The organism is Desulfobacter postgatei 2ac9 (assembly GCF_000233695.2).
Classification (GTDB): Bacteria; Desulfobacterota; Desulfobacteria; order Desulfobacterales; family Desulfobacteraceae; genus Desulfobacter; species Desulfobacter postgatei.
This window is the reverse complement of the sequence record NZ_CM001488.1, coordinates 3,179,274-3,204,209: the sequence shown is the minus strand read 5'-3', so window position 1 is coordinate 3,204,209 and position 24,936 is coordinate 3,179,274. Positions and strand designations below refer to the sequence as shown.

The window sequence follows — 24,936 nt, the reverse complement described above, 5'->3', positions numbered from 1 at the left end:
AAACAATATCAATAATGATTTTTTAATTTAACAGTTTATTAATTATGACACTTGATCAAGTTACCGACTATATTACCGGCAAAGAGATAGATAATGTCGGCGCTGAAGCCAGCCGACAGATTTTTGAAAAATTCCTGGTCGAGAGCAAAGGATACCCCAAATCAGATGTTCTTGTGGACGTTCCTCTGACCGTCCAGTTCAAGGGCGAAGATTATCCATCCGTGATTGATCTGATTGTAAGCGTGGAAGAGCGCCCCTTTATGGCCATCACCTGTGTGGCGGGGTCTATTGGATCCTATGAAAGGGAAATTCTGGCCGGTGCCAGACTGGTTTATGACCACATCATTCCCTTTGCCATATCCACGGATGCCAGAGACGCCATTATCAAAGATGCCTGCACAGGAAAAACCATCGGACAGGGACTTGACGCCATTCCGGATTATTCCCAGGCCCAGGCCATTCTAAAGAAAATTGAATCCACGATCCTTGATCCGGATAAAAGAAGCGGTGAGATGATTATCTACAGATCTTTCAACATAGAAAAGATCAACAAATTATAACGCCTACGGTTATCCCGTCAAGCAGGGTCTGAATTTCAGGAATCGTGAAATTCAGACCTTCCAGGTTTACTGCATCACACACAAACTCGGGCATCATTCTTTTCGTGTGCATGAATGCCCGGTTTTTATCGGGGGTATTCCCCAATAACGGCCCTGCAGACCATTGGCCTTGTTATGCCCGGGGCACATCCTTGCCGCAATGTTTGCATACGGTGGCCCGGTTTTTAATGATCTCGGCACAAAAAGGGCATTCCCGCGTAAAATGGCGTTCATGAAGCTGTTCAATTGCTTTTTTCACCCCTTCCTGTAATACCGGGGTCGGGAACTTATGGTTGATCAAATGCTCCACAGCCGTTGCATCACCTAACTCACCCACCATTTCTACGGCTTTCAGCCTTGCCTTGGGCGGAATTTTTGGGTTCAGACAGATCTTTAAAATCTCATCCCAGTCTTTGGAAATATAATAATCCGTGAGGATGGAAAAGGTCTGTTTCATCAGCTCTTGCCGGGCTTGTTCCGCCACAAGCGCCGCATCATCCAGAACAGAACCTGTACCGCCCAGGGGACTGAACACGGGCATGTATTCAAAATTCTTGGCGCCTGGCTCGCAAAAACATCTGTACGAGGCGGGTGCTTCCACTGAGTCCATCAGATGCTGCCAGCCCTTTTTATAAGAAGGGCAGTCATCGTTAAAACAGACAAAAAGATAGGGGGTCTGCCAGCCCAAACCGTCTGAAAAATTGATAGGCGGGATCTCCCACAGGGTCATGACCTCATCGCAATGAGGACAATGGGGTTTTTCCATTTTTAGATATTTTTCAAGCAGTTCTTCTTTGGTTTCAAATGCCATTGTTTTCTCCTTATGATAGTGGTGCCGGATCACACACCGGCATCAACTATCATAATAAGCACAGGGGGATGGTTGTCAAACCATCCCCCTCCCCCTATTGTGTTCTATTTGAGTTATTCTATGGTTGCCAGTACATCATCCTTGGCCACTGAATCACCTGTTTTAAAATTAATGGCGGTAATGGTTCCGTCGACTGTTGCCAGCAGGGCATTTTCCATCTTCATGGCCTCAATCAAGACAACAGTATCGCCTGCGTTCACCGCATCTCCCACATTTTTCGTATACTTGACAATCATGCCGGGCATAGGAGCCAAAACAGGCGTCCCGGAGCCACCTGCCGGTGCAGCAGGTTTGGGTTTTGGTGCGGGTGCGACCGATTTTGCTGATGCGGGCTTCGGAGCCGATACTGCAGGGGGTGCAGGAGGTGTTGGTGCTGCAGGGGCAGACGGTGCAACGGGAGCTGCCGCAGGTGCGACGGAAGCAAGGGCGGCATAAGAAATCATTGGAGAACCACCCACTTCATCGACACCAACTTCAAAACATTCACCGTCCACAAAGACATTAAAGGTTCTGGCAAACTCGCTTTTTTCAGGAAGATCCGCAGCAGGTTCAATGAGCTTGCCTGCTTTGGCTTTTTTAATCATATCATCTTGTTTTTTAACATCTTCCAGGGTAATGGGTTTCACCGTGTCAGGCACCTGTTCCTTACCGTATTTTTGCATCAGGTATTTTTTGCCGGTTACGGGGAACAGGGCACAGAGAATAAGATCCTCATCATCCACAGCCAGATCGCCGATCTCTTTCCTGGCTTTTTCAAGTTCGGGCATCAAAACTTCTGCCGGACGGCAGGTGATAGGCTCTTCGCCTCTTTCATAGCCCTTGAGCGCTTTTTTCTGCAGGTCAGCATCAATGGGAACTGCTGTTTTGCCGTACAGGCCGTAACATAAATCCTTGACCTGGGCGGTAATCATTTTGTAACGCTCTTCCTTGGTGTCAAAAAGCACATTGTTCACCGTCTGGGTACCCACAATCCGGCTGGTTGGCGTTACAAGGGGAATCTGACCCAGTTCTTTCCTTACCCTGGGCAGCTCTTTGTACACCTCATCAATTTTGTCCAATGCATCCATTTCCCGAAGCTGTTTTTGCAAATTGGCGCGCATGAAGTCAGGTGTCTGGTACATAAGCACATTGATATCAATCAGTGAGAGCTTGGTGTTATCCAGCAGATGCTTATATTTAGGTATCACATCTTTTTCCAGGGTCTCATTGATCCGGGTAAGGGCCTTGATATCAAATCCCGTATCCCGACTTGTGCCCAAAAGGCTCATCACAAGAGGCTCAAGTGCTGCATGGGATGTTCTGTATGCATAAGGGGTCATACAGGTATCAATAATATCAACGCCTGCCTCTACGGCCTTGAGATGGGTCATGGGGGACATGCCCGATGTAAAATGGGAATGCAGGTGAATCGGGGGCTTAACTTCTGCTTTCAGTGCTTTTACGAGCTCAAAGGCGTCATAAGGGGCCATCAATCCTGCCACATCCTTGATGCAGATGGAATCGGCACCCATATCCTCAAGCTCTTTGGCCTTTTTCACATAATATTCCAGGTTATACACCTCTCCGCCCAGGCGGGGCTCTGTCAGGGTATAGCAGATGCAGCCCTGAAAATGCGCACCACACGATTTGATTACCGGTACCACGGTTTCGAAATTTCTGTAATCATTAAGGGCATCAAAGGTCCTGAAAATATCCAGCCCGTTTTCCACGGTCTTTTTAACAAAAAGTTCGGCCAGGTCATCAGCATAATTACGGTACCCCACAAGTTTTTGGCCGCGCAGCAGCATGGAAATTGGCGTTTTCTTGAAATACCGTTTCAGGGTGCGAAGCCTCTGCCAGGGGTCTTCGTTGAGATACCGATGCATGATGTGAAAGGAGGCGCCGCCCCAAACCTCCACGGCCCAGAATCCGATTTCATCCATCTGCTCGGCCACAGGAATCATATCTTCGGTACGGCCCCGGGTGGCAAACAATGACTGATGGCCATCTCGCAGGGACAGATCCTGAATTTTCAGGGGATTTTTTACCTTTGGTCGCGTTTCTGAATAATCCATCTCAACCATTTTAACTTCATTGTGATCGGTCATAATATCCTACATAAATTATCTTTTATTGTATTTTATCATTTCAGCATTCTTTGCCGTATCATTGCGTTGGCATTCATAATTGCCTGCCGTCCGGAAAGCCCCCAAAGGTTGATCTGGCCAACCGGGGCAGGTTTCACCGCAGCATTGGAAGCCTGTTTTTGCAGTGCAATAATGGCTGCCTCTTCCTGCGTTCTGATGTACATCTGAACAGCAGCCATGGCAGCAGCCAATTTTTTATTTTTCATAAAAAAGGTCTCCTTGGCTTTAAACGGGTTAGCGTATTAAGCTATACCTTGCCAGGTCAGCCCATGGCTGTTATACAGGAATATTTCCATGTTTCTTGGCCGGCCGGAATTCCCGTTTGTTTGCAACGGCCTCAAGGGCATCTATGAGCCTTGGCCGGGTTTCACTCGGCACGATCACCGCATCCACATAGCCCCTTGCTGCGGCACAATAAGGATTGGAGAACTGCGTATTATACTCGTCTATTTTCTGCCTGCGCATGGCGGCCGGATCCTCGGCATTTTTAATCTCCCTTGCATGGATGACGTTTGCCGCGCCTTCAGCCCCCATGACCGCCACCTCGGCCATGGGCCAGGCAAAGGCCATATCCGCACCAAGGTGCTTGGAGCACATGGCGATATATGACCCGCCGTAGTCTTTTCTTGTGATCAGCAAAAGCTTGGGCACCGTGGCCTCGGAGTAGCACCACAGAAGTTTTGCGCCATGCCGGATGACCCCACCCCACTCCTGGTTGGAACCGGGCAGATAACCGGGCACATCGGCAATGGTGAGCATGGGAATGTTAAAGGCATCACAGAACCGGATGAACCGGGTGGCCTTGTCAGAGGCGTCAATATCCAGGCAACCTGCCATAACCATGGGCTGGTTGGCAATGATGCCGATGGGACGACCATTGAGCCGGGCAAAACAGATCACAATGTTTCTGGCAAAATACTGGTGGGGTTCAAAAAAGTAGCCGTCATCCACGATGGCGGCAATGACCTGTTTGACATCATATGCCTGGTTGGATTTGTCCGGAATAATGGTATCAAGGACCGGGGCCATGCGATACGGTGAATCGTCCGTGGGTTTGATCGGGGGATCTTCCATGTTGTTGGACGGCAGGAATGATAAAAGCTGCTTGATCTGTTCAATACAGTCTTCATCAGACTCACATGCGAACTGGGCTACCCCGGACTTTTCGTTATGGGTCATGGCACCGCCAAGCGCCTCGAAGGAAATTTCCTCGCCGGTGACCGCCTTGATAACGTTGGGCCCGGTGATGAACATATAGGAAGATTCCTTGACCATAAAGATAAAATCGGTCATGGCCGGAGAATAGACTGCCCCGCCGGCCGTGGGGCCCATGATAGCCGAAATCTGCGGAATCACACCCGAAGCCGCAGAGTTACGAAAAAATATTTCGCCGTAACCGGACAAGGCGTCAATCCCCTCCTGAATCCGGGCACCCCCGGAATCGTTCATGCCGATAACAGGTGCGCCGGCTTTTATCCCCAGATCCATTACTTTACATATCTTTTTAGCCTGCATTTCGCCCAGGGATCCGGCTGAGGCCGTAAAATCCTGGGCATAGGCAAAGACCAGACGACCATCCACCTTTCCATGACCGGTGATTACACCGTCTGCGGGAATTTCCTTGGTTTCCATGCCAAAATTGGTACACCGATGGGTCACAAACATGTCCAGTTCCCTGAAGGTTCCGGCGTCAAACAGCAGGTTAAGACGCTGCCTGGCGTTAAGAACGCCTTGCTCACGCCGTTTAGCCAGGGCTTTTTCACCGCCCATGGCCTTGATCTTTTTCTCTTTCTGCCTTAATTCCTGAATTTTGTCGGAAGTGACTCCCATAATTCCTATTTCTTCTTAAAATTTTATAGTTGTATAAGTTATTTGTTTATTTGACTGTTTTTCTCAAACTGAAGAAACCTAAGACACCGGGATTAAAACATCACGGTGTCAGGGTAAATCGCCATGCGCAAAACCACGTTTCAGGATGTGGATCCGGCGGGCACCCGATGCATTCGGTTTTAATTCTGTCATCAACGCCTTCGGCAAAACGGGCGTATTCAACAAGACCGCCGGACTTGCAGGGATAATCATCCAGACCCTTGCGCATCCTTGCCCGCTGGACCCTGCATTCATTCATCTGAAAAATAAAACTGTCGGAAGTTTCCTCTACAATGCTCTGCTCGTTGATAAATGCGTACATCCTCAAATTCAGCGCTTTTTTCAACCCCTCAAGTCCAGGATGTCTGCCCAGACCCAGAATATTTTTTATGCGGTGGGCTTCGAAGGGGGAAAAACGGGCCCAGCAGGAGTCATTGCACCGTTTGGCATCGTTCATGCCGTGCTCAAACTCCACAGCCTGAAACCAGACCCCGTCATTGGCCAGCCAGGCTTTTCCCACGGCTGCCATTAATTTTTCAGTTGTAGCGTCATCCAGAGACATCACCGCTTTGGGCATGCCCTGGTCCAGCTCAAATCCCAAGGTGAGGGACAGATGTTTCATGAGGCTTGCAATTGAAGATTGTGTGGCCTTATCCAGCGCGGTAAGTGCCTTTTCCATCCCCATCTGGTGCTGAACCTCATTGAACCAGAGGCCGTAGTGGACAACAATACGGGTAAACATGTCGATCAGTTGGGTTTTCTGCATATCAGGGGTAAGGTCCTGAGCTTGGAACGGAGTTGAATCTTGCATGAATCGTCCTCCTTGTTAAACGTTTGCTCACAAATTACTCAAAGTATCCCCCTGTGTCAAGATGCTTTGTTCACCAGAACAGGGTAACCGAATATAGCTTTTTTTAATCTATTTTCTTGTTTTTTTTACCACGAAGGAGCCGAAGTTCACGAAGATATCAGGGACTTAAACTTCCTCTCCTTCGTGATCTTCGGGGTGAATTAAATGATAAAACCTATTTGAGATTTACATTACTTTTACATCCGAATGTTCTAAATTTTTATGACCGGCCTATTTGTTCATTGATGTCGTTACTCAATTAGGTTCACGAAGCCAGTCCAGCTCTTTTTTTAAATAATGGAAAAACCGATCATGGACATTGTCGGCAAAGACCACAAATGATCATTTGACCATTATTTTTTATTGACAGCACAGCATAACGACCTATATTATGGTCAAATGATCAAAACAAAAAAAAACAACAAGCCAGCACTCAGACAAATTATGGAGGAAGACGTAAAGTTAGTTGAAATAACCTGATCAAAGTCAGTGGGAGAAGATATTACAAAATCCGGGGAGCAGGCCGTTGAAGATGCAGCCGGCTCCCTTAACAGACAGGGTGAAAAACCCTGGTAAAATAAAAATGAAAGGAGAAAACATCATGCCAGGATTTAATCAGAGAGGACCACAAGGATTGGGACCCATGACTGGAAGGGGTCTGGGTATTTGCGGAAACCGCAACATGGCCGGTGTCGGATATGGTGCAGGTTATGGAGCCGGATATGGCGGTCGGGGATGTGGCCGTGGATTTGGCGGTGGCGGTCGTGGTATGGGGCGTGGATTTGGTTTTGCTGGTGTCCCTGTTCCCGGGCCTTCAAATGAAGTTGCGCTCCAGGAGAGGGCCAGGATGCTGGAAGAGGAGCTCAACGCCATTAAGGCCCAGCTCAATACCACATCCGAGAACGAATAATCATTGATACAGCCCCGGGTAAAAAGGTAACCCTTTTTCACCCGGGGCATCTACAAAAAAGAAATCAGCCGTCGGGAGGCAACTCCGACGGCTGATTTCTTAAGGATACTAAGAAGGTTATTCAGCCAGTTTTTTCGAATTCAAAATTGGCGTTAAAAATAACCTACCATAATTCTATAATTTGTCAATAAAAAAGTTTTTCTATCATAACTTTATCTGATTTTTGCCAAAATTCGGGATGCCCATTTGTCATCACCCAGACGACCTTTAACGCTGGTGCCTAACTGAGACAATGTATCATTGGTCAAGGCATTGCGCTCGGCATCTTCATACACAGCAGCCGCGTTCTCTGCATCCTGGGCGTCGATCAAAAAGGTTTCAGCCAAAAAGAGCTGGTCACTGAATTCGGTCAATTTCTGGCGACCCAGGACCAACAGTTCTGAAAGCATGCTCTTGTCGGCAGTCTGCTGTTTAACCAACGCCACCAGACCGGCATAATCCTGCTTGGTACGGCAAAGGCCTTCGGCAGATTTATACAGCGCCAAAGCCCCGTCCCTGTTTTCAAGCAACTTGAGGGTAGCACTGCCTGCAAAGGTATAGTCGTAAACGGTCTTGGCCTTGCCGGCTACGGCACCCACAAGTTTTTGTGCCCACGCTTTGTCCTTAAACTTCTCAATGGCTACAGCGGCAAGCTTGATGAGATCGCCGTTGCCGGCAGCCTTTGTCTCTAAGCCGGCATAGATCTGTTTTACCCAGGCGCTGTCCCCAAGAGTATCCTGGATGGCATTGGTCAGGGTGTTGTAATCACCAAAGCTCTTGCATTTGTCCAGAAGTGCCGTATAGATCTCTTTGATCCATTCCGTATCCTTAAGATCACCATGGATGGCGGCAGCCAGCTTGATGAAGTCGCTGAAATGAATGGTAAGTTTTTCGGACTTTTTGTACAGTTTGGCTGCATAAAAGGTATCACCGGTCTCTTTAACCACTTCACCGGCCAGGATACGCATGGGTGCACAAGTTTTGATCTCATTTTCCTGGAGGGCAAAATCATCGTACAGTTTTCCGAACTCTTCACGTTTGGCTTTCTGAAAAGCAATGGCGTCTGTCCATGCTTTGTCATCCTTGGCCACCTCAAGAATGGCGCCAGCAGTTTTAAGGAAATCCGCATTATTTTTCACGGCAGCCTGGGCCTGTTTCAATACAGGCAGGGCAGCAGCGGTATCACCCAAATCCTTGGCCATGGCCAGTGCCATGGAAACCAGCTGTGTACAGTCGGGATTAGTGGCGGCGGCTTTCTGGTAAACACCTGAAGCAAAGGCTTTCTCACCGGTATTCTCGAAACTTGCCTTGGCCAGTTTGAGGTATTCATCAAACTTTGTATACTGGGCTTCTGCTTTCTTATATACAGACAAAGTAAATTCCTTGTCATCGAGCTGTTCCTTGACGATTACCGCAAACTTGAGCAGTTCATCCCCTTTTTCCAGAGACCCAACCGCTTTTTCATAAATGGCCCGGGCAAAATCCTTATCACCGAGATCTTTTATTGCGCCTGCGGCAAGGGCGCTGAATCCGTCAGCCGTAGTGGCGGCAGCGATGCCTTTTTCGTAAATCTCCTTGGCCTGATCCTTATCCTTGGTGCTGTCCAGGATGGATTTGGCAAAGGATACAAAATCTTCCGGTTTGGTACATTTTGCAAAAGCCTTGTCCATAACCTGTTTGGCCATGTCCGGATCGGTTTTTATCAGCTGGTTGCTCAGATTGAGGAAGTCGGTGAGCTTGGTGCATTTGCCCATGGCAGCCTCATTCATCTCCTTGGCCATATCCTCCAGGCCAAGTTTACCTGCAGCAGAGCCAAGGCCGATGAAATCTGCCGCACTCATGCACAGCATTTTGGCGTTGGAAAGAAAATTGCCCACCACATCATCGTCACCGATAATCTCTTTGGCCGCCTCGGCGTAAACCACGGCCTCATCATAGGTCTGGGCCCATTCAGCACCCGCTTCCATCAGTTCAACCGCCCAGTCCTTGTCATCCAGGCCTGCTATAATCTCTTTGGCCACACCAATATATTCTTCCGGTGAATCACAGCTTTCCGCTTTCTCTTCCAGTTCTTCTTTGAGTCCCATAATCTCTCCTTATTTGGTTTTGTTTAATGATTTAAGGGTATTATTCGTCAATTAATTATTTTTAACGGGAAACGCCCGTCAGCAAGCAATCATTCCATAGGGGTAACCAGCAAATATATAAACTTCCACGACTCTAATAACATACTGATATAAAAACAGACAATGGGGATTTTGAATAAAGTTAAATTTTTTAATTTAGAATGCGATTGCCCAAGCTGCACCGAAGTAGAAAGTTTCATCCTCACCGGTTTCTCTCTCATCAATCATACCGACTTCAGGGGTAACCGTAACACCCGGAGCCAGGGTAATGGGAGTCTGCAAATAATAGGACTGAGCAATATTACTTTCGCTTCCGGTCCAAGCATTATCATCAATTTCATCATAGATATAACCATAACCGGCTTCAAGGGTGAGCATGTCATTAACTACGAAAGTCACACCAATGGTACCGCCAATGGATTCACACTCGTAAACCTTATTACCGTCATAAATGGCCAGTCCTTGGTATCCAGCGGCACTATCAACACCCATGTTACTTTTACTTCGGCAGCAATTGCGGCGGCTTCATACAAATCTGCTGCATACGCAGAACCTGTCACCAGGGCGAACGCCAAAGCAGCTACAATAATTTTTTTTCATTTTTTCTCCTTTTAGGATTAATAACCTGAGTGATTCGTAGCAATCACCATAAAGTAATGATGAACTAACTATATTCAAAAAATGTTCTTTTTTCATACTGCACAAAGTTTGTCAAAAAATATTTAAAAGTATACGCCTTTGCCAAAAAACATTGACGGTATAATCCGGCTCCATTATTCTTACCATGCGTCAATCGGAAGCGGTCTCTGTCTTTATTTTTAAGGCTTTCAACGCCAAAGGATTTGGTTCATGCCAAAACGCTTTTTTTTTCTGTCAGACACCCCCTGGTCAGACATCTGTCTGATTTTTATTTTTATTACCCTTTTCACAGGCTGCAAAGCCGTGGGACCGGACTACAAACCGCCGGATCTTTTCCCTGAAGGATCCTGGCATGCCCCTATGCAAAAGGGGTTGGCCCAAGCACCGGTGGCCCCTGAACAGCTGGCGCAATGGTGGACGGTACTCGACGACCCGGTGCTTACGGAGCTGATTTCCCGTGCGGTTCAAAACAACCTGGATGTAAAACTCGCCCTGGAGCGCATTCGCCAGTACCGGCTGCTCAAGGGAATTGAAGAGGCAGACAGGCTGCCCACCGTCAATGCATCGGGCGGGGCCTCCTGGACCGGCACCAGCAATGAGGACGGCACCGGCACCACTACAAAATCTTACAGCGCCGGCCTGGATGCAAGCTGGGAAATTGACCTGTTCGGGCGGATCCAGCGCGCCATTGAAGCTGCTGACGCAACGCTTTCAGCCAAACAGGAGGCGCTGCGGGACGCCTTGGTCAGTCTTGTGGCGGATCTTGCAGACAGTTATATTAATGTACGCACGGCCCAGATACGCCTGAATGTGGTCCGGCAGAGCATTGACTCCCAAGCTGAATCCTTCCAGCTCACCCAGTGGCAGAACCAGGCAGGCCTGACCGATGAACTGGATATCCACCAGGCCCGGTACAGCCTGGAAAACGCAAAAGCCCAGATTCCGGCCCTTGAATCCACCCTGTCCGACGCCATGAACCGGGTGGCCGTACTCTCGGGTCTTGCCCCCGGCACCCTGAAGAAAAAACTGGCATCGCCCCGCCCCCTGCCCGCTTTACCGGCGACCATTGCCGTGGGTCTTCCCGCAGATACCCTGCGAAGACGACCCGATATCAGAGAGGCCGAATACGAACTCGTTGCGCAGACCGCCCAGGTCGGGGTGGCCACGGCAGACCTTTACCCCAAACTGACCCTGTCCGGCTCCATTGGTGTGGATGCCCTAAGTCCTGCCGCACTCATTGACAATACCTTAGATCCATCCCACTGGGCGCGATCCCTGGCCGCAAGCCTGTCCCAGACCCTGTTTGACGCAGGCAGCATCCGTAAAAATATCGAGGTCCAGAACTCTTTGCAGAAACAGGCCCTAATCCAGTACGAAACAGCTATCCTGTCCGCCCTGGAAGAGGTGGAAAATTCCCTGGTGGCCTATGCCAAGGAACAGATCCGGCTGGAACACCTGACGGTTGCCGCCCAACAGGCCCTGATTGCCGAAAACCTGGCCAAAAAGAAATACGAATCCGGCCTGATTGATTTCACCACCGTGCTGACATCCCAGCAGACCGTATTATCTTATGAAAGTGATCTTGCCACAAGCCAAGGGAGGTGTGTCTCCAACCTGATCACCCTTTACAAGGTCCTTGGCGGGGGTTGGACCCCGATCGCATCCGACGCCTCAAAAGGCGGACAAAACAAGTCTCAAATAGAGTCAACCCCCTAACATCTCTGGAGTTCACATGGATTTAACCGATGATATCAATGCCACATTAAAAAACACCGGTCCCCGAAAAAAAGGCAAAAAGCGTATCTTTATAATTCTTTTTATTCTGATTGTCGCTGCAGCAGGGGCATATTTTCTTCTGGGGCCCAAAGGCCGACCGGACGACGGTATGGGGGTGGATCCAGGCATCACGTTTAAGACATCTCCGGCCGCAATCACCGATATTCACGTAACGGTTTCCGCCACTGGCACCCTGGAACCCACCAATGAGGTGGAGGTGGGCAGTGAATTATCCGGCACCATCCAGGAGGTTTTTGTGGATTACAATGACCGGGTCACCGTAGGCCAGCTCCTGGCCCGGCTCGATATCACGGATCTGCAGGCCCAGGTGCGCAAAAGCAGGGCATCTCTGGCATCGGCCCGGGCATCGGTGCGCCAGGCCCAGGCCACGGTGGAAGAGACCGACCGGAAATTAAAAAACCTGAAAAAAGTCCGGGAATTGAGCGGCGGCAAGATGCCGGCCCAGACCGATATGGATCAAGCCCGGGCCAACTACACCCGGGCCCTGGCCGACCGCGCCATGGCCGAGGCAAGTGTCGCAGAGGTCCAGGCATCTTTGGACAGCACCTTAACCGAATTGTCCAAGGCGGATATCATCTCCCCCGTAAACGGCGTGGTCCTGACCCGGGAGATTGAAAAGGGCGCCACCGTGGCCGCCTCATTTGAGGCCCCGGTGCTGTTTACCCTGGCAGAAGATTTAACCCAAATGAAGCTGAACGTGGATGTGGATGAAGCAGACATCGGTGTGGTCAAGGAGGGACTTGACGCCCGCTTTACCGTGGATGCCTATCCCAAACGCAAATTTGAAGCAAAAATACTGCAAGTTCGGTTCAATGCCACCACCACGGACGGAGTGGTGACCTATGAAACCATCATGACCTGTGACAACGCCGATTTAGCTTTGCGCCCGGGCATGACGGCCACGGCAGACATTATTGTTAAGCAGGCCGACCAGGTATTGTCCGTACCCAGTGGCGCCCTGAGATTCTCAATGCCCAAGCCCGAAGAGAACAAAAGCAGCCCATCGCTGTTAAGGATGTTCATGCCCGGCCCGCCCAGGCGCGGCGACCGGTCGGCCAAACATGTCACCATCACAGGCGGCAATAACCAGGATACCATATGGATTCTGGACAAAAACAAGCGGCCAAGGCCTGTACCTGTAAAAACAGGCTTAAGTGATGGCATCAACACCCAGATTCTGGAAGGCGAGATCACCCGGGGCTCTGAGGTGATTGTTTCCGCAACCACAAAGGGCAAATGACGCCATGGCTGAAAAAGGACACCCTTTGATCTCCCTGACCCGGGTCACCAAGGCCTACGGCAGCAACGAAGCCAGGATCTTTGCGCTGCGCGGCATTGACCTGACCATTGACTCCGGGGAATTTATTTCGGTGATGGGGCCGTCAGGCTCGGGCAAATCCACCTGCATGAACATCCTTGGATGCCTGGATACCCCCACATCGGGCCAGTACACCTTTGGCGGGGTGGAAGTCAGCCATATGAGCCGCAAACAACTGGCCACCCTGCGCAGATTTTACCTGGGCTTTGTATTCCAGGGATTCAACCTGTTGAACCGGACCACGGCCATGGAAAATGTGGAACTGCCCCTGGTGTACAGGGGCATACCGCCTAAAGAACGCAAAGCGCTGGCGCGCAAGGCTCTCGAACAGGTGGGGCTTGCAGGACGCGAAGCCCACACCCCCGGCGAGCTTTCCGGGGGACAGCAGCAGCGGGTGGCCATTGCCCGGGCCATCGCCACCACCCCGTCGGTATTGTTTGCCGACGAACCCACGGGCAACCTGGACATGGCCAGAAGCCACGAGATCATGGAACTTTTAAAACAATTGAACCGGGAACAGAAAATCACCGTGGTCATGATCACCCATGAATCAGATATGGCCGCATACTCGGACCGAATTGTTTACTTTGTGGACGGCCAGGTGGCAGACATTGAAAACGGGCATGCCCCGGCAGTAAAAGGAGGTCAGGACCGATGATCTGGAACACTTTTATCCTGGCTTTGCGGGGCATCCGGCGCAATGTCATGCGCTCGGTGCTCACCATTTTAGGCATCATTATCGGCGTGGCGGCCGTGATCACCCTTGTGACCATCGGCAACGGCACCACGGCCCAGGTGACCCAGCAGATCGCCGCCATGGGCACCAATGTACTTCTCATTAGCCCGGGCCAGCGCCATGGCCCCGGCGCGGCCTCGACCGCGCCCAGTTTTTCCATTAAAGATGTCCAGGCCATTGAACAGCATATCACTGATCTGGCCGGTGTGGCCCCGTCCGTATCCGCATCTGCCGTGGCCGTGGTGGGCAACCAGAACTGGAGCACCACCATTACCGGCACTACCAACGATTTTTTTACGGTACGCAACTGGACCATGAAAGCCGGACGAACTTTTTCCGAAAATGAGATCAACTCCGGACGAACCGTGTGTGTGGTGGGGGACACCATCAGGGAAAACCTGTTTGGGGACGGGGACCTTGTGGGGCAGAAACTTCGACTGGGCAAGGTATCCTGTCAGATCATAGGCCTTTTAGAGGCCAAGGGCAACTCCTCCATGGGCCGGGACCAGGATGATTGTGTGATCATGCCCATGAAAGCGGTCCAGCGCCGTTTTTCAGGCAACAAGGACATCCCCTTTATCCAGGTGGCAGTAAAAAGCGACGCCTCCACCACTACGGCGTCAGCCGCCATCCAGTCGCTTTTGAGAAAACGCCGGCATCTATCGGATAATGAAGAGGACAATTTCAGGATCATGGACACCAAGGAGCTTGCCACCATGCTCACCTCCACCACCAAAACCATGACCGCCCTGCTTGGTGCCGTGGCTGCGGTCAGCCTTCTGGTCGGAGGCATCGGTATCATGAACATCATGCTGGTATCCGTGACCGAGCGCACCCGGGAAATCGGCATCCGCCTGGCCATCGGCGCCTATGAGCACGAAGTGCTGCTCCAGTTTTTAGTGGAATCCGTGGTACTCTCCTCCTTTGGCGGTATTTTCGGTATCATCCTGGCCCTGGCAGCCTCCTTTGGTGCCGCAAAAATGCTGGCGATTCCCTTTGTCCCGGACCTCTCCATCATCATTATTGCGTTTTTCTTCTCTGCGGCTGTGGGGGTTGTTTTCGGGTATTTTCCGGCCCTGAAGGCAGCCCGCATGGATCCCATTGACGCTTTGCGGCATGAATAACGCATCGGGAAGGTGAATCTCCATAAATTGATTCTCAAACAACATAAAAAACATCAAAAAATAAGGGTTTCCATGATAGACATTTATCCTGGTTAGTGATACGAAATCAATCGGGGTTAATCTCTATTTTATCTTGATTCTGTTTTTGTAATGACCGGGTGTAATCGCTTAAATCATTCTAATTTTAAAACTTGGAGCCCATTCTACTTTGGAAAAATGAAAACTGAATTGCAAAATATAAAAGGAATAAACAGAATCCACAAACAGCGCGGGTCCGGTGAGCCGGAACGTTCACGGCGGCTCCGCCGCCGTGAATCGCGGTGCCGGACGCAGTCAGCACCGCGATTATGTAAAAATAAAGGAGATCAATGGAATCATCTACACTTATCTTACAACTGCTTGGAAAATTTTGGTATTTCATACCTATTTTCATTGTCTTAAGGGTATTGAAAACGCCATGGTTCAAAGGAATTTTGGGAGAATTTATTATTAATGTCAGTGCCAAAATATTCCTGGACAAAGAACAATATCATCTCATTAAAAACGTAACTCTTCCCACGGAAGACGGCACTACTCAGATAGACCACATTATCGTTTCAAAATTCGGTGTTTTTGTAGTAGAAACAAAAAATATGAAAGGCTGGATATTCGGAAATCCAAATCAAAAAACGTGGACACAGAAAATATATAAACATACCCGCAAGTTTCAAAATCCCCTCCACCAGAATTACAAACATATCAAAACTATAGAAGCCTTGTTAGATCTAAACGATCAACAAATTCATTCTGTCATAGTATTCATTGGCGATAGTACTTTCAAAACAGACATGCCGGAGAATGTCACATATGGTGGCGGATATCTCCGCTATATTAAATCTAAAACCAAACCATTGTTATCCGAAGCAGAAGTTAAGGAAATCACGAATAAGATTGAAAGCGGTAGGTTAGTGCGATCTTTCAAAACAAATCGCGAGCATGTGGCGCATGTGAGGAACATTATCGCGGAAAATGAAATAAAATAATAAATCGCAATACCGTAAAGGAATCGGGGTAGAGTAGAGCACTGATTCGGCCGGTTTCTTCAGCCCTTTTTATATTCGAGACGCCTTGCCGCACGCGGCTACTACGTGTTCCAAAGGCCTTGCATCCTCAGTGCTCCCTCATCAAACCGTGCATACGGTTCTCCCGTACACGGCTTTCCGATGTTCTTCATTGTAAGGCTTGCGCCCTTTTCCACTTTGCGTAAGTTGGGATTCTATACAAATACAACTTGTTGTACAGAAAATCTGTAGAAAACCGTTTATACCCATTTGTCCTGGTACGAACTTTATGCCGTACGCATAAATGCTTACGGACCCTTTCTTCGGTAAACCATTTGACCCGAGCCATCACTTTCGTGCTGTGCTGGTAGTGAAAGTAAGCTGACCAGCCTTGGGTCGCATAGTTGATCTCATCAATCAAGTCCGGCACCGATACCGGTGTTCTTCGGCGGTGAGTTAACCTTTTCACCGTTGCCTTGATGCGCTCTTCCGAGCGTTTGGATGGCTCAGTGTGTGGGTACCACTTCCCGCTTCGGGGGCTGCGTCTCATTTGAAATCGGAACCCAAGGAAATCAAAGCTATCTTGATAGGCATTGATTATCTTGGTTTTCTGATCATTGAGCCTGAGTTCGCATCTATCCAGAACCATCTTCACCATTTGTATCGGTGCGTCTATTTTACCTTTACAGAGTATCACAAAGTCATCGGCATATCTCACCAGTCGCCCCCCGTAAAAACGGGGCAGGTCATGGCGTTCCCATATTCTGTCAAGAAGATGAAGATACAGATTTGCCAGGAGTGGTGAAATAACTCCTCCCTGTGGGGTGCCTAACCGATTCTTCTTGCCTCCACCAATTATTCGATGCTTGTTTCCATCCTGTTCGACAACCGGCGCTTTGAGCCATTGCTTGATTAAGGATAGTATCTCCTTGTCTGCAATTCTCGTCGCAACTACTGTAAGCAGTTTTGAGTGCGGAATGGTGTCAAAGTATTTGGATAAATCAGCATCTACAACTTGACGATGCCCTGTCAGCAATGCTTCGCTTATTGCGTCTACTGCATCATGGGCAGACCGTTTCGGTCGAAAGCCATAAGAACTATCGCAGAAATCAGCTTCAAATATCGGTTCAATCACAAGCTTTACAGCCATCTGAACAACCCGATCACGAATTGTCGGAATACCCAGTGGCCGTTGGCTACCGTCAGGTTTCGGAATCCACACCCGCCGGACTGGTTGACAGCGATATTGCTTCTCCTTTAGTTCCTGTTCCAACTTTTGCACAAATTTGATTTCTCCTCCATCCTTCTCTATGGACTTAAAGCTGACACCATCTATTCCAGGTGCACCTTTGTTTGCCCGGGCAAGGCGATAGGCATGACCAAGGATGTCAGCCCGGTAGACCTTGTCATATAAAGAATAGAAACGAAAATCCGGTTCCTGCTTGGCCTTACAATAGAGCTTCCTCTGAAGCGTCCTGATCCTATCCGGAGTTAGTAGCATATTGCAATCTCCTGATCCTCCGCTCGTTAGTTACGTGAACAAAGTAGGGTCCCTTTCCTTGGCCGGGGTTATGTTGTCCCTCAGCCTCAATCGGTACTATGAACCCCTCCGACTCCCAATACAGCCCCATGGAATTTCGGATCTCCTTATATCCATCAGTTAACGGCCCTTCACCGTAACCGCATTGGGTCTCCCGCACTGCACTGCAATTCTTCCGATACATGCCATCCCTGCTACCCCGGAAGATCACCTGAAAGGATTTCCGTTTTCTACTCCCAGGCACTACGGCCTTCCCTTGATGTCCAAAAGGTCGGCATCTTCAATTAGTTGACGAGGCTACATATAGGTTCACTTTCGTTACGGCCTGCATCTTTGCCCATAAGAAACTTACAACCTCTGGTTACCCAGACGCTGCTTCCCGGTGCTAAGAAGGCGTACGGACAATTCCTCCTTCAGGACTTTAACCTGTTAGAACTACAGTTGTTACGGCATACTGACACCTTACTTAATTATGGGTAATTAAGTAAGGTGTCACCCGATTACGAACCCGATTACGATTAGTATGGGTATAAATAATTTAGAAATACCTTTTTCATTCTTTGAGTCTGACAGCAAATGATTCCAGGGAAGCTGGATAAACAATACATGTCGACGACTGCCTGATCAGCGCTTTTACAGCTTATGAAAACAGTTGATACACTCAAAGATTCAGTTAGAAGAAGACTAACTCTTGAAAATGATGACAGAAGTTATTCTCCTATTGATCTATTGCCAGTCTGCTCAAAACTGAATATTCCGATGGTATATGATGTTCATCATCATCGATGCCTTCCGGACACTTTATCTATAGATGAGGTGACACAAAAAAGCATGAAAACCTGGGACCGTGAGCCATTGTTCCATTTATCATCTCCCAAAGACGGTTGGAACTCTACTAACCCCAGAAAACACCACGACTATATAGATATCAATGATTTTCCCAAAGAGTGGTTATCTCTGGATATCACTGTAGAGGTGGAAGCAAAAGGAAAAGAACTGGCCATAGAAAAATTGATTAAAGATTTAGGATCTCTTTGATCGGGTCCGATTGGCTCACAATTGAATTATAGTTTTAAAGGCTATCGACATAACGCGGGAGATTTTCACCCTAAACCCTAAACACTACTAAACACCAGCGTTGACCTCAAAAACTAAATCTTTATGCTTGGCTGCGATTGATATTATCGTATTTTCTATGGCGAAAAATCCATCTACAAGTTTGGGATCAAATAAGGATTTTCTCCCCTCAAGAATGATGTTCATCGCTTTTTCATGGGAAAACGCCGGTTTATAACATCTTTCACTAATCAGCGCATCATAAACATCACAAATGGCCATGATTCTACCACAAAGTGGAATCATTTCGCCACAAAGACCGTCCGGGTACCCCTTGCCGTCCCATCTCTCATGGTGTGTGCCGGCAATCTGAGCCCCCATCATTAAAAAATAATTATCATGGTCACCCCTTGCGGTTCTTTGGAGTGTATCTCTTCCAAGAGAAGAATGGGTTTTCATAATTTCAAATTCTTCATTGGTCAGCGTACCGGGCTTTAACAATATTTTGTCCGGGATACCCACTTTACCGATATCATGGAGCGGTGAAGCGCGATAAAGCGTCTCGATATAATCATCCGTCAAAATATCGAGGAAGAATCCGGACTCTTTTAAATGAACAGCCAATGCCCTTGCATAATTTTGGGTTCGCACGATATGCTGTCCGGTTTCCGGGTCGCGTGTTTCAACAAGGCTGACAATAGCTTCTATTGTAATTTGCTGGGCTTGGGCCAACATTTTAAACCAGCCAAAAGATGCTTTCCTGGCAGCTGTAAAACGCACAAAAGAGGCAAAAACAAATGTAAAAACCGTTAAAATAAAAGGCGATACAGGAGAAACAAACACGGATAATTTAATAAAACAAAGCAAACTGGATATCAGCAAAAGACTCCCCCAGACAACGGTTCCTGTTAAAAGAACTATGGGGGAGGATGAAAAAAAAAGCAAAAGCATCATGAGAATGCCGGTAAAAATACAAACCCCGGAAATAAAAGCGTTGAACCAGATGGGCTTAATGACCTGACAATTTTCATAAATACTGCTTAATATAGCTGCATGTATTTCCAACCCCGGGTAGCCTGGGTCAAAAACAGTATGATGGATATCATTTAAACCGATTGCAGAAGAGCCAATAAAAAGAATTTTGCCCTGGATGTCGGCCGGGGAATAGTTTTGATTTAAAATATCAGCAGCACCGATAACTTTATGGGCTCTACCCGGACCGGTAAATCTTATGTGGATATATCCATCCCGTGTTATTGGAATTTTGTATTTATCTGCTTTTATATAAAGACCGAAAAAATTTTTTAATATTTCCACTTCCTTAATTTGATGGGCCTTTAAAAAAGTCGAAAGAGATAAATTCGTAAAGATCTGGTCTTTAAATGAGATCAAAATGGGCGTAGATCTTAACAGACCATCTATATCAGATTTATTATTTAGGAATCCCGTATACTTGAGCGCCTTTTCAATTTGAGGGGTATTGGTCAAAACACCTTCAGCCTGATTGGCGTTTAAACGTCCTGATTTATCAATAACATCGAAAGCGACGCGTAAAGGGGGCGGTTTTTTGTTGAAATGATCAAAATAAAAATACCTGGCACCCACGATGTCGCTCTGCCTGAAAATATGCGCCAGGAATAAATCGTTATCCTGCATTTCAGGCGGAATCCCTGTAAATCCAAGATTAAGAACGAAATCTTTCCGGAATTGACGTTGAATGTTTTTCAATGAGCTCCGGTCCGGTTCAGGAAACAGTATATCAAGCCCCATGGCGGCAGGTTGATTGACGGACAACTCTTTTACAAGATTAGCCAGCAAATATCTTGGCCATGGCCACTGCCCGACTGATGATAAGCTGGTTTCATCAATATCGATAATGGTAACCTGGCTTGATACGTTTCCTGTTGCAGTAATTTGAAGCAAAAAGTCATAAAAAAAATTATCTGCTTTTTTGAATAAAGCACTTTGGGTGTATGACCCTATACACCAAAACAGTGTTATGAATAAAACGACCGTAAATTGCCACCATTTTGACGTACTGTTTCGAAACAAATTTTCAAATTTTGCTTCCAAAAAGAACTCCGCGTTTATGCGTTTAGGCGCATGGCCTAAGAGCCTGTTTAAAAATTAGGGAATCGAAACGAAATCTGCGGGCCTTACTTGACCATTATCTCAACTCTTCGATTTTTTTCTTCTGATACATTGTCACCCGTAATCACTAAGGGATCATTTTCACCATGGGAGGTAACCGACATATTTTTCAAATCAATATTTGCATCTTTTATAATTTTTTCCACTAGTTTGGCTCGATCCAGGGCCAGCTTATAATTATAATCCGCTTTTCCCATGGAATCAGAGTGGCCAATAATACTTACCTCAGAGGGTTCCCGCTCTTTAGATAGTTTGAGTACATCGACAATTAAGGCTGCAGACTCAGGTAACAAACGATCCGAGCCAAATTCAAAATAAAGAAGAATAGAGACAGGTTTTAACGGTTCTGCCTGAAAAAGCGCTTTGTAGTCATCCTCAACTTTGTTCTTTTCAATTATTTTTGTATCAATCCTTGATTTCGAATTGCCGACCGTTGCGCAGCTATAGGGTTTTTCCAGCGCTATAGAGGACCTATCGTTTGATACGATTACAGCACTTGCATTATTATCCTGCTCCGGCAAAAGGATTACAGAGGTCTTCGCACTGCAGGAAATAAGAAAAAGAGCTCCCGCAAAAAAAAGAATATAGCGAATCATTTCAGTTTCCTTTCTTAATTTACTTGAATAATAAAATGCGTTCCCCTGGTGCCGACAATTGCATTTGGCGTCTTTAACGAGACTTTGTCCGGCGCAAGTTTTCCAATTCTGCCTGAATTATAGATCGCTTTTCCCTTTTTAAGATACAGGTTAAAGGCATATGCATTTGCTTTAGGTTCAAACATATAGTTCTCAATGTTACATTCCGTATTCTGGCCTATGGCAATCGTTGTCCCGTCCGTAAATATGATTCCAACAGAACTGTCAGTTTTTGTAATTAACACATCTGATTTAAGAATCGGATCCCCTTGAGCAGTAGCAACGATTGTTTCTCCCCGTTTGATTGAAACATCGCCGGAAAGCTTTTTGATAAATCCAACCTTTCCATCTTGAGCAAATGCAGTTGCCCAACACCCAACCATAAAAAATATAACAATCTTTATAATATGCTTCATTAATTCCCCCATAAATTTATGTTAAACGTGATTAACATCATCCATTTCGACTTTATTTGTTTTGCGCTTTCCCTTTTTTATCCACCATTTGTTGATTTGCTCCATCCCGATTTTGTTCAATTTTACTTTTTTGAGCTTGCGCATATGTTTGTTCTGCCACTGGAGTTATTCTTCTGTCAGTTCAATCACCGAGGTTTTTGTACATTTTTTGTTTTTTTGTTGACAAAATTCCGCACTATTCAACACAAACACTTCAATCATTATAAGGGCGATCGCCTTTGCTGTGATTATTTTGCTTTCATTTCTTCTTCTTCTTTAATAAAAATTATCATTGGATAGGTCAAACAAGCAAAATATATACCGAGTTTTAGATATTCGCATGCATGAAAGATTCAAACACTTTGTTTATAGGGTCTGTTGATCATGAGCATGTCACTGTTTAAATCGTCTACAAAAAAGTGAGCGCGGACTCGCAAATTGATGGATTGATGATCAACAAATATGATGGACGAATTGTGCGTATCGGTCGTGTTTTTTAGGATATGAGCAGGAAGGCGTGAGCAAAAATTGAGATGTATTCAATTTTAACCGATAATTTTTTCTGCTTTCAGTAAAGTCCTCGTCAGATACTGTGCTTTTCTTCGCTCACCAGCATGATTGCTCCAATCCTGTCTTTGCTAAATAATACGATTGTAAATTTCCGTTCGGGTAAACCCTCTTCGATAGAGAGCCAAAGCATATGCTAAATCAGTGGCGGATTCGTTACCTTTATTATAAAGGGACCGGTTAATATTGTTTTTATGACACACTCCCCCCTGGGGTTGATGGGAAAAAGCCTTTTGAGAACAGGAGGGTAGTTGTATTTCAGGGATATTCGCCTGGTTTTTCCAATCAACCCAGACAAGTTTTGCCAATGGATACTGCCCTGAAAGCGTTTTGTGTTTTGCTTTTCTATTCCTGAACCCGGGGCATCTACCCCATCTGTTTTTAGGGTCTGCGCCGGGGTCGCTGTGCAGTTTTTCCAGCCAATATCGTTTTTCAGCAAGGTCAAGGGGGCGAGAACTATGAATCCATACCTGATAGTTGCCGGGCGAAGTTTCTATGACCATTCTGCCGGGTTTAAAAACTCCCGGTTTGAATTGATGATGTCGGGTAAGCAGGTCGCTGTTTAAATCGTCTGCAAGAAAATAATACGGTTGGATAGCAGAATTCGGTTTAAGCAGGATGTGTCTGCCGCCGGCATTTTCGGCTTTAAGATAGGGGATATTTTTAGGGGAAGGGGCGACTGGCCACTTGCCTGTTGATTCGTCAAGAACAGCCAAGCTGAAGTGATGGTTAAAATAATTACAGATTTTCCAAATTTTATTTTTGGGGTGGTTGTCTGATAAGAATTTTAATTTTGTTTTGGTCTGGATCGGCTGGGTGAGAATAATTGAAAAAATAAAGCTTCGTCGATTTTTGGCAATTCTTTCACTGCGGCAGCATTTAGAAGCTCTGCAGCCATCTGGTTGAGAATCCGCAGATTGTTGGCGGCATGGCCGGCCAGGGTCCGTATCAATGCGTCGGTCATCAACTGGCTGTTTCCTGCCTGATCCAATGCAAAATGAAGATAATCCTGTAACTGATCCGGCGTCAAATGTGTCAACAGGATCTGTCTGGGAAATTTCAGGGGAGATCACCCGGCGTTTTCCTGAAGCATTGGCGGTTTTGTCCTGGGGCAGCAGTTGTGCAAGGGGGGCATCGGTCTTGGGGTCCACCAAAGTCAACTGACTTCTATCCCAGCCGGCAAAACGTAAGACAACCGATTCCATGTGGCTGAACCGGGACGGCAGTTCATAGCGAATACCGCCAACAGCGACGGTGGCGTCACTACGCCTTGGCTTACGGGTCACCCTGCGTGTAAAGGCAAGGCGCAGGACCTCACTTTCCGGGATATTCCTGGCAACGCTTTTACCGTTAAGAAGGCGATCCAAAGGGGTTGAGTTAATCTCCCGGTTGAATCTGCGATGGTAATCCTGCTCGACCCAGGCTTGGGCTGCCTGATTTAAAAAGGACAGTTTTAAGTCCTTGTGTTTGCGTACCAGCTCCAAAAGCCGCCCTTCAAGCTGGCCCCAGAAGACTTCCTGCTTGCCATTTTGATATGGGGAGTAAGGCAACGTGGTTTTGTGATCAATGCCCAGACGGGCAAGCCCTTGTGTGGTTTCCTCTGCCAGCATTGCCGACCCGTTATCGGTCATCAATGACCTGGGCAGCCCCCGTTTCATAAACGCCTGGATCAGTCCATGAACCAGGCACTGGGCAGTTTCGGCCAGATAAAACTGCAGGTGGCAGCAAATACGGGAATGGTCATCAAGGATCGCCAGTACCATAGGCTGAAGCCAGTTCCCGGACGCATCCAGCAGTGCTTCGGGCATGGCCCAGCGTATCCCAGCGTCGGATCGAAGTTTTCGCCCCAGGACAACTACCGGATCATCAACCACTTTGGCTTTATAATACCACCGTTCAATGGTCGATGCACCCAATGTGAATTTGCGGTTTTCGTCAATGGGGTGTTGATAAATTTTTTGTGAAAGCCGTTGAATTTCCTGCTGCAGCTGCCCCTTGGCAGGCGGGCTGGACAACAGTTCACCAATCACTGAGAAACGAAATTGTCCCCAGCGCCGCCAAATAGGCGCTTGCGTGTTGCTCATGGCGTCTCTCCTTTCGGTTTGCTTCCTCCGGCCTCCACCATGGAGGTAAACGGGGGCAAAACCGTGAGCTGACACCTTGTAACAAATTAATGTCCCCCTGGAACCAGCCCAACTTCTGCGTGGCCGGCGGCATCCTTCACGCCCGCAGCAAAGGCTGTAACGAAGCTCAAAGACTTTTTCAAGATCTGGAGGGCCGCCACGCGGTTTACGCCAGTAGTTGGCATCGTGCAACGGTCCCTCACAGTAGGGCAGCGGCACTCTTTGGTTTGCCTCGCCAGATCTAAGTCAATTTGATGAAGAAGAGAAAATAACGATTGTTGGGTAAGCACGTCTAATGATATCATAGTTCCCGCCATTGGTTAATGTGGCAGGGGCCCTCCATCAACGCACCGGCCAAGGAACGT

Annotated in this window: 19 protein-coding genes and 2 pseudogenes; 8 read left to right on the top strand and 13 right to left on the bottom strand. The window is 47.5% G+C overall.

Features of this window, described 5'->3' with window-relative positions:
- Positions 1-44: 44 nt before the first annotated feature.
- Entirely contained in the window at positions 45-560 is a 516-nt protein-coding gene (locus DESPODRAFT_RS14770) for a type I restriction enzyme HsdR N-terminal domain-containing protein (RefSeq protein WP_004074456.1), read from the top strand.
- Between the two features lie 172 nt (positions 561-732).
- Here DESPODRAFT_RS14770 and DESPODRAFT_RS14765 read toward each other — a convergent pair whose 3' ends face one another.
- From DESPODRAFT_RS14765 to DESPODRAFT_RS14745, 5 genes are all read right to left on the bottom strand, one after another.
- On the bottom strand, positions 733-1,410 hold the full coding sequence (locus tag DESPODRAFT_RS14765; RefSeq protein WP_004074455.1) for a zinc ribbon domain-containing protein: 678 nt from the start codon (positions 1,408-1,410) through the stop codon (positions 733-735).
- 113 nt (positions 1,411-1,523) lie between these two features.
- Entirely contained in the window at positions 1,524-3,557 is a 2,034-nt protein-coding gene (locus tag DESPODRAFT_RS14760; protein WP_004074454.1) for a pyruvate carboxylase subunit B, read from the bottom strand.
- A 35-nt stretch (positions 3,558-3,592) separates the two neighbouring features.
- Entirely contained in the window at positions 3,593-3,802 is a 210-nt protein-coding gene (locus tag DESPODRAFT_RS14755) for a hypothetical protein (RefSeq protein ID WP_004074453.1), read from the bottom strand.
- 70 nt (positions 3,803-3,872) lie between these two features.
- A complete protein-coding gene (locus DESPODRAFT_RS14750; RefSeq protein ID WP_004074452.1) occupies positions 3,873-5,426 on the bottom strand; it encodes an acyl-CoA carboxylase subunit beta in 1,554 nt (517 codons plus the stop codon).
- 100 nt (positions 5,427-5,526) lie between these two features.
- Positions 5,527-6,276 (bottom strand): DUF6125 family protein, encoded by a 750-nt coding sequence (locus DESPODRAFT_RS14745; RefSeq protein ID WP_004074451.1) that lies wholly within the window; start codon positions 6,274-6,276, stop codon positions 5,527-5,529.
- Between the two features lie 640 nt (positions 6,277-6,916).
- On the opposite strand from DESPODRAFT_RS14745, the gene DESPODRAFT_RS14740 reads away from it, so the two are divergent.
- On the top strand, positions 6,917-7,225 hold the full coding sequence (locus DESPODRAFT_RS14740; protein WP_004074450.1) for a DUF5320 domain-containing protein: 309 nt from the start codon (positions 6,917-6,919) through the stop codon (positions 7,223-7,225).
- 212 nt (positions 7,226-7,437) lie between these two features.
- On the opposite strand, the gene DESPODRAFT_RS14735 is transcribed toward DESPODRAFT_RS14740, so the two are convergent.
- Both DESPODRAFT_RS14735 and DESPODRAFT_RS14730 read right to left on the bottom strand, forming a co-directional pair.
- A complete protein-coding gene (locus DESPODRAFT_RS14735; protein WP_004074449.1) occupies positions 7,438-9,351 on the bottom strand; it encodes a tetratricopeptide repeat protein in 1,914 nt (637 codons plus the stop codon).
- A gap of 195 nt (positions 9,352-9,546) precedes the next feature.
- Positions 9,547-9,882 carry a hypothetical protein gene (locus DESPODRAFT_RS14730; protein WP_004074448.1) on the bottom strand — a complete coding sequence of 112 codons (336 nt, stop codon included), beginning with the start codon at positions 9,880-9,882 and terminating at the stop codon, positions 9,547-9,549.
- 357 nt (positions 9,883-10,239) lie between these two features.
- On the opposite strand from DESPODRAFT_RS14730, the gene DESPODRAFT_RS14725 reads away from it, so the two are divergent.
- From DESPODRAFT_RS14725 to DESPODRAFT_RS14705, 5 genes are all read left to right on the top strand, one after another.
- A complete protein-coding gene (locus tag DESPODRAFT_RS14725; RefSeq protein WP_004074447.1) occupies positions 10,240-11,745 on the top strand; it encodes an efflux transporter outer membrane subunit in 1,506 nt (501 codons plus the stop codon).
- Between the two features lie 16 nt (positions 11,746-11,761).
- Entirely contained in the window at positions 11,762-13,066 is a 1,305-nt protein-coding gene (locus DESPODRAFT_RS14720; RefSeq protein WP_004074446.1) for an efflux RND transporter periplasmic adaptor subunit, read from the top strand.
- Between the two features lie 4 nt (positions 13,067-13,070).
- Positions 13,071-13,802: an ABC transporter ATP-binding protein gene (locus DESPODRAFT_RS14715; RefSeq protein WP_004074445.1), complete on the top strand. Its 732-nt coding sequence runs from the start codon at positions 13,071-13,073 to the stop codon at positions 13,800-13,802.
- Positions 13,799-15,004 (top strand): ABC transporter permease, encoded by a 1,206-nt coding sequence (locus DESPODRAFT_RS14710; protein WP_004074444.1) that lies wholly within the window; start codon positions 13,799-13,801, stop codon positions 15,002-15,004. The genes DESPODRAFT_RS14715 and DESPODRAFT_RS14710 overlap by 4 nt, the downstream gene beginning before the upstream one ends.
- A 368-nt stretch (positions 15,005-15,372) precedes the next feature.
- A complete protein-coding gene (locus tag DESPODRAFT_RS14705; RefSeq protein WP_004074443.1) occupies positions 15,373-16,026 on the top strand; it encodes a nuclease-related domain-containing protein in 654 nt (217 codons plus the stop codon).
- A 187-nt stretch (positions 16,027-16,213) separates the two neighbouring features.
- Here DESPODRAFT_RS14705 and ltrA read toward each other — a convergent pair whose 3' ends face one another.
- Positions 16,214-17,545, bottom strand: a complete 1,332-nt coding sequence (gene ltrA / locus DESPODRAFT_RS21180) for a group II intron reverse transcriptase/maturase (RefSeq protein WP_004074442.1) — start codon at positions 17,543-17,545, stop codon at positions 16,214-16,216.
- Between the two features lie 681 nt (positions 17,546-18,226).
- Here ltrA and DESPODRAFT_RS14695 point away from each other — a divergent pair.
- Positions 18,227-18,622 carry an apurinic/apyrimidinic endonuclease family protein gene (locus tag DESPODRAFT_RS14695; RefSeq protein ID WP_083843585.1) on the top strand — a complete coding sequence of 132 codons (396 nt, stop codon included), beginning with the start codon at positions 18,227-18,229 and terminating at the stop codon, positions 18,620-18,622.
- An 87-nt stretch (positions 18,623-18,709) separates the two neighbouring features.
- Here the strand turns inward: DESPODRAFT_RS14695 and DESPODRAFT_RS14690 are convergent, their stop codons facing one another.
- From DESPODRAFT_RS14690 to DESPODRAFT_RS21985, 5 genes and pseudogenes are all read right to left on the bottom strand, one after another.
- Positions 18,710-20,692, bottom strand: coding sequence for a CHASE2 domain-containing protein (locus DESPODRAFT_RS14690; RefSeq protein WP_245532076.1), 1,983 nt, complete (start codon positions 20,690-20,692; stop codon positions 18,710-18,712).
- A gap of 104 nt (positions 20,693-20,796) precedes the next feature.
- Positions 20,797-21,387, bottom strand: coding sequence for an OmpA family protein (locus DESPODRAFT_RS14685; protein WP_004074440.1), 591 nt, complete (start codon positions 21,385-21,387; stop codon positions 20,797-20,799).
- A gap of 14 nt (positions 21,388-21,401) precedes the next feature.
- On the bottom strand, positions 21,402-21,842 hold the full coding sequence (locus DESPODRAFT_RS14680; protein WP_004074439.1) for a FecR family protein: 441 nt from the start codon (positions 21,840-21,842) through the stop codon (positions 21,402-21,404).
- Positions 21,843-22,519: 677 nt separating this feature from the next.
- Positions 22,520-23,098, bottom strand: a pseudogene (locus tag DESPODRAFT_RS21990) (DNA-primase RepB domain-containing protein); the annotation flags it as partial.
- A gap of 375 nt (positions 23,099-23,473) precedes the next feature.
- Positions 23,474-24,532, bottom strand: a pseudogene (locus DESPODRAFT_RS21985) (DDE-type integrase/transposase/recombinase); the annotation flags it as partial.
- Positions 24,533-24,936: the final 404 nt, after the last annotated feature.